Source organism: Dolichospermum circinale AWQC310F (genome assembly GCF_000426925.1).
Taxonomy (GTDB): Bacteria; Cyanobacteriota; Cyanobacteriia; order Cyanobacteriales; family Nostocaceae; genus Dolichospermum; species Dolichospermum circinale.
In genome coordinates, this window is sequence record NZ_KE384717.1 from 116105 (window position 1) to 120924 (window position 4820).

The 4820-nt window shown below is 37.2% G+C and carries 5 protein-coding genes; 2 read left to right on the forward strand and 3 right to left on the reverse strand.

Going from position 1 to position 4820, the window contains the following annotated elements; all coding sequences use genetic code 11:
* Nucleotides 1-573: 573 nt before the first annotated feature.
* Nucleotides 574-1248, reverse strand: coding sequence for a hypothetical protein (locus ACIR310F_RS0120930; protein ID WP_035368678.1), 675 nt, complete (start codon nt 1246-1248; stop codon nt 574-576).
* A 73-nt stretch (nt 1249-1321) separates the two neighbouring features.
* The gene (locus tag ACIR310F_RS0120935) at nt 1322-2611 is read right to left on the reverse strand and encodes an FGGY-family carbohydrate kinase (RefSeq protein WP_028085524.1); all 1290 of its coding nucleotides are present in this window, start codon (nt 2609-2611) and stop codon (nt 1322-1324) included.
* Between the two features lie 170 nt (nt 2612-2781).
* Between ACIR310F_RS0120935 and psaM the strand changes: the two genes are divergently transcribed.
* Together psaM and ACIR310F_RS0120945 are read left to right on the forward strand one after the other, a co-directional pair.
* Nucleotides 2782-2877 (forward strand): photosystem I reaction center subunit XII, encoded by a 96-nt coding sequence (psaM, locus tag ACIR310F_RS0120940; protein ID WP_006196319.1) that lies wholly within the window; start codon nt 2782-2784, stop codon nt 2875-2877.
* A 264-nt stretch (nt 2878-3141) separates the two neighbouring features.
* Nucleotides 3142-3552: a slr1601 family putative cell division protein gene (locus ACIR310F_RS0120945; RefSeq protein ID WP_028085525.1), complete on the forward strand. Its 411-nt coding sequence runs from the start codon at nt 3142-3144 to the stop codon at nt 3550-3552.
* Between the two features lie 155 nt (nt 3553-3707).
* Here ACIR310F_RS0120945 and ACIR310F_RS0120950 read toward each other — a convergent pair whose 3' ends face one another.
* Nucleotides 3708-4418: a tetratricopeptide repeat protein gene (locus ACIR310F_RS0120950; RefSeq protein ID WP_028085526.1), complete on the reverse strand. Its 711-nt coding sequence runs from the start codon at nt 4416-4418 to the stop codon at nt 3708-3710.
* Nucleotides 4419-4820: the final 402 nt, after the last annotated feature.

The window sequence follows — 4820 nt, forward strand, 5'->3', positions numbered from 1 at the left end:
TTCCCCTGCTGCGGAGATTTATTCTGGAAATAATAATATTAGTAATTAAAAACTCTATATATATGGGCGCACTATTTCCCACCAATAACATCATCATACCCGAAACTCAAAACACTGTCAAGCCCCCCGGCTGAAATTACCGAAACTCGTGAAATTATTGATAAAATTCTCAATAATCATGAGAATAAACCCCCCTTTATTGAGAAAGTTCTTTTTTGTCAAAGTCCTATACAAATAACTTATATCCAGTTAACAAAATCTGCAAATTATTTAATCAATCTTGTAATTCATCAAGTTGAGGTTGATACTCCCCTGCTGCGGAGATTTATTCTGGAAATAATAATATTAGTAATTAAAAACTCTATATATATGAGCGCACTATTTCCCACTAATAACATCATCATACCCGAAACTCAAAACACTGTCAAGCCCCCCGGCTGAAATTACCGAAACTCGTGAAATTATTGATAAAATTCTCAATAATCATGAGAATGAACCCCCCTTTATTGAGAAAGTTCTTTTTTGTCAAAGTCTTATACAAATAACTTATACATTGACTAATGTGTTTAATGCTTAAATTTTAGTAATTTGAGGATCTAAAATCATGCGTGTACCAGTATTATCTACATGATAGGTCCAGAATTGGCTTTTAACTTTAACAATTACTTCCCAACCTGGAATGGGATCAAAAATTTGAGCGCAAACTTCACCGAAATTAAAAACACAGGAATTACTAAAAGTTTTCTGAGTTGACTGGGTAATTTTCAGGTAATTTACTGCTAAACCAGAACGTTTAGAAGCATCACTCAAAACCGTATTAGCGATTTTTTTCGATAATTTGTGAGTAGTAATTTTTGGATCTAAGAGAATTTGTGAATTAGATTTATTGACATGATAAATCCAAGATTGTTCTTGTAACCTTACAGTTATAGTCCAACCGGGGATAGGATTATATTCCCTGGTACAAACTTCTCCAAACTTAAAAATACAGGGATTACTAAAAATAGTAGATGTAACCTGAGTAATCTGCAAATCAGAAACTTTTATCCCAGAACGTTTAGAAGCATCCCTGAGAACAGCTTGAGAGATAGATTTAGGTAAAATATTTTGATTTTGGCTTAACTGTAATCCTTCTAAACTTTGAGCATTTGCAAATATAGCATTTTCAGTTACACCTAAATTACAGGCAATAGGTAATAGGTAAAGGGTAATAGGTAAGAGTAATGACAACCGACAAATAAAGTTCATGATCATATAAATTAACAATTGAATGCTGAGTTAATTTTCACCTTAAAACTTACAAATAAATAATCTTTCACCCTCATTCCTCCGTTTTCTCTGTGTCCTCTGTGGTTCGTTCCAAATTAATTTTTCCCATTGCCAAAAGTGCCGTTCCATAGGCTGCTTCCGTATTTTTTGATAAAAGAATAGGTACTTTTAAATAACGTTGACGAATAGTAGTCCAAGTAGAATTTGCAGCACCACCACCGGCTGTATAAATATGAGTTAATGGATCTGCACCGAGATTGTGCAATAGTTCATATCCTCGTGATTCTATTTTAGCCATACTTTCCAATAAACCGTGGAGAAAATCGTGAGGTTGATCTGGACGTGGTTCTAGTTTTGGTAATAATTGGGGATCATTAATCGGAAAGCGATCGCCTGGTTTCAACAATGGATAATAATCTAACATACTGGCTTGAGTTGGATCAATTTTGGTACTTAACCGGACTAACTCCAGATCGCTAAAAAAATGTTTTAACACAGCACCACCCGTATTAGAAGCACCTCCAGTTAACCACAAATTACCTAAACGATGGCTATAAATTCCATATCGCGCATCTTCAATTCTATGGCGGCTTAAAAGTTTTAATACCAAAGTTGAACCTAGGGAAGTTACTGCTTCCCCCGGTAATTTAGCTCCACTGGCTAGAAAAGCCGCAATACTGTCTGTCGTACCTGCAACCACCAAACAATGGGCTTTAAAGCCAAATTCAGCCGCTATCTGTGGAAGTAATTCACCAATAGGTATTCCTGGCGGGAAGACTTGGGGTAAATTGAGGGGAATTTGTAGCTGTTCTAGCCATTCTGGATATTGCAATTTTTCCACATCATAACCCAGTTTTAAAGCGTTGTGGTAGTCGCTAATACCTAACTTTCCATGCAGCAGAAAACCCAACCAATCGGCTTGATGCAGTAAATATCTAGCATTTACAAAAGAAGGTAATTCTTGCATCCAGAGGAGTTTCGCTAGACTTGATGTAGCACTTAACACAGTATGATTGGCCGGTACAATTCGGCTCAACCGTTCTAAAGCCATAGCTCCCCGACTGTCGTTGTACAATAGAGGCGCGTCCACTGGCTTTCCAGTGTCATCAGTCAGCAAAATAGTGGAAGAAGTGCCATTAATAGCAATAGTTCCGATTTCTTGTCTGAAAACCTGCGGAATTTGCCCTAATAGACTCCATAAAGCCTCAGTCCAGCATTTTACCCAATCAATAGTCCCAACGTGCCAATCATGGCGCATTGCGGATACAATGCCACCTTGTTGATCAATTACCACACCTCGCGCACCGGAAGTGCCAAAGTCAATACCCAGAGATAAAGTCATGAGAGAATAGGGGAATTGGGGAAAGATGATTTTTTTCGCTCACCAATGACCACTGACTAATTACGGTTTTTGTTGCATCTTGTAACAAGATGTTTCCTAATTTTGGTAAAACAGTCAAAAGTAGTAAGCAGAGTCTTGAAAATTAAGTTCAACTTAGGAGGATTTCTATCATGCCTATCTCAGATACTCAAGTTTACATTGCTTTGGCTGTAGCACTAATTCCAGGAATTTTAGCTTGGCGTTTAGCTACAGAACTATACAAATAGTACCAAAGTCATGTAATTCTGTTCCCGGTTATCAACCCTAGTATGGTAAGGTGTAGTTTCCAAACACTCCTGGCTGTGGGCTAGGAGGATTTTGGAAATTGCACCTTAATTAACCTGTAATTTACTTGGTAATATTTTTTCATCTTCACATTTGTTTAAATTTACGAAAAATGAAGTAATATAACAGCTAAACTAAACCGCAATTAGCACCTGTTTGCTTTTGACGGTAGTTGCCGTAAATCATGCAAGCCTTTTCTTACTATCATGAATGCGTTTCAACCATTTAGATCTCCTATACAGCCAGTAGAACAACGCCGAAATGTACCACGACCTAAACGACATTTACGCCAACGCGCTTACCAGGTAATGGCACTGGAAACTACAGCTAAAGTGGTAGTTAATACAGTTATTGGGGCAGCAGCGGTTTCTGCTTTAGGACAATTGTTACCTTATCATTGGTTACAACAGGACAAGTTGCGGGAAATACGTACCGAAGTTAAAGTCATGGAAGGGCGTGTCCAGAATTTGCAGACAGAATTTAGTCGCAATTTTGATCCTGGACAAGCTGAGAGTATTATGCAGCAAAAATCATACAGATTTACAGCAAATCAGCGTCCAGTTATCTTAATGAATCAAGATCAGACTGTCACGGAACAATCTGATTCAGTTCCATAAAAGTGCAGAAAATATATTAATCATCATGGTTATTAGGGTGACTATCAAGGATATAAGTTTTGATTTAGTGAGAAAATTCAAATTTTCGAGATAGTTTCACAAATTACTTCTAAAATCCTGACTACTGAATTTAGCTATCTACCAAATTATTCTTCTTAGTCTTCAAAAAAGAGCAACTCGTTTAACCAGTTTTCGATCTGTAACCGTAAGCTATAACTGAAACCACCTTGATTCTTTAAAAAAGGTAATTCTGCTAATGCGCGATGGTAATCAGAGACCGCACAATTCCAATCACCCCAGAGATGATAAGTACGTCCGCGTTCAGCCCAAATGTGTCCCTTGAGTTGACCAAAAAGTAGAGCAGTTTCTAAATTCTCAATGGCTTCTGCATATTCACCTAAATCGCGTAAAGTAATACTGCGATTAATCCAAGCCCGAACATAATGAGGATTTAAATCCAATGCTTGTTCATAATCAGCTAAGGCGGCTACTAATTGACCAGAAGCAGCGTAATAATTAGCTCTATTATTGTAGGCACTAGCTAATTTAGAATTTAAGTCTAGGGCTTTGTTATAATCACAGAGAGCTTTGTCTTTGTCACCACTTTGAAAATAAATCAGACCTCGGTTATTGTAATCAACAGCATTTTCAGGATAGTGGTCAATGAGATGACTTAAAAGAGCGATCGCTTTGGTATAATCTCCTTGTTGTGCTAATTTCAAAGCACAAGAGCGTAAATAGCGTTGTTCTAACATTGGCTCATTACCATCCTGTAACGACGCACATTGATGACAAGGATTGTTTGTACTAAAAAAACATACTGGACTGTTTTGAATACCAGAATTTAAAAAAGATTGCTTACTCATTATCTTCCCTATTTGATTTACTCGGTTTGTCAAATGAAGTTATAGTTTTGGTGTCTTGAAGGCTCTAGGATTGTTGAAGGACGTAGATTCTACATCCACCAAACCATATCAGCCATAAATCTAATAATGTATACTTCATACCCAAGTTCAATTCCAGAATCAGTAAAAATCTAAAGAATTGAAGTGTAAATTTTCAAAATGACAGACAAAAAGCCAGAAGTAAGAGTTTGCGTTCCTTAATTAAGACAGAATAAGTAAGATTTTATTAATGACAACCAATTAACTAAGTAGGTGAATGGAAAAAAACCGACATAAGTAACGAAAAGTAAAGTCGCCCAAAACCGTTCGGCTGACGCTCACGGCGAAGCCTGTTCCCTGTTCCCTGTTCCCTGTTCCCTGTTC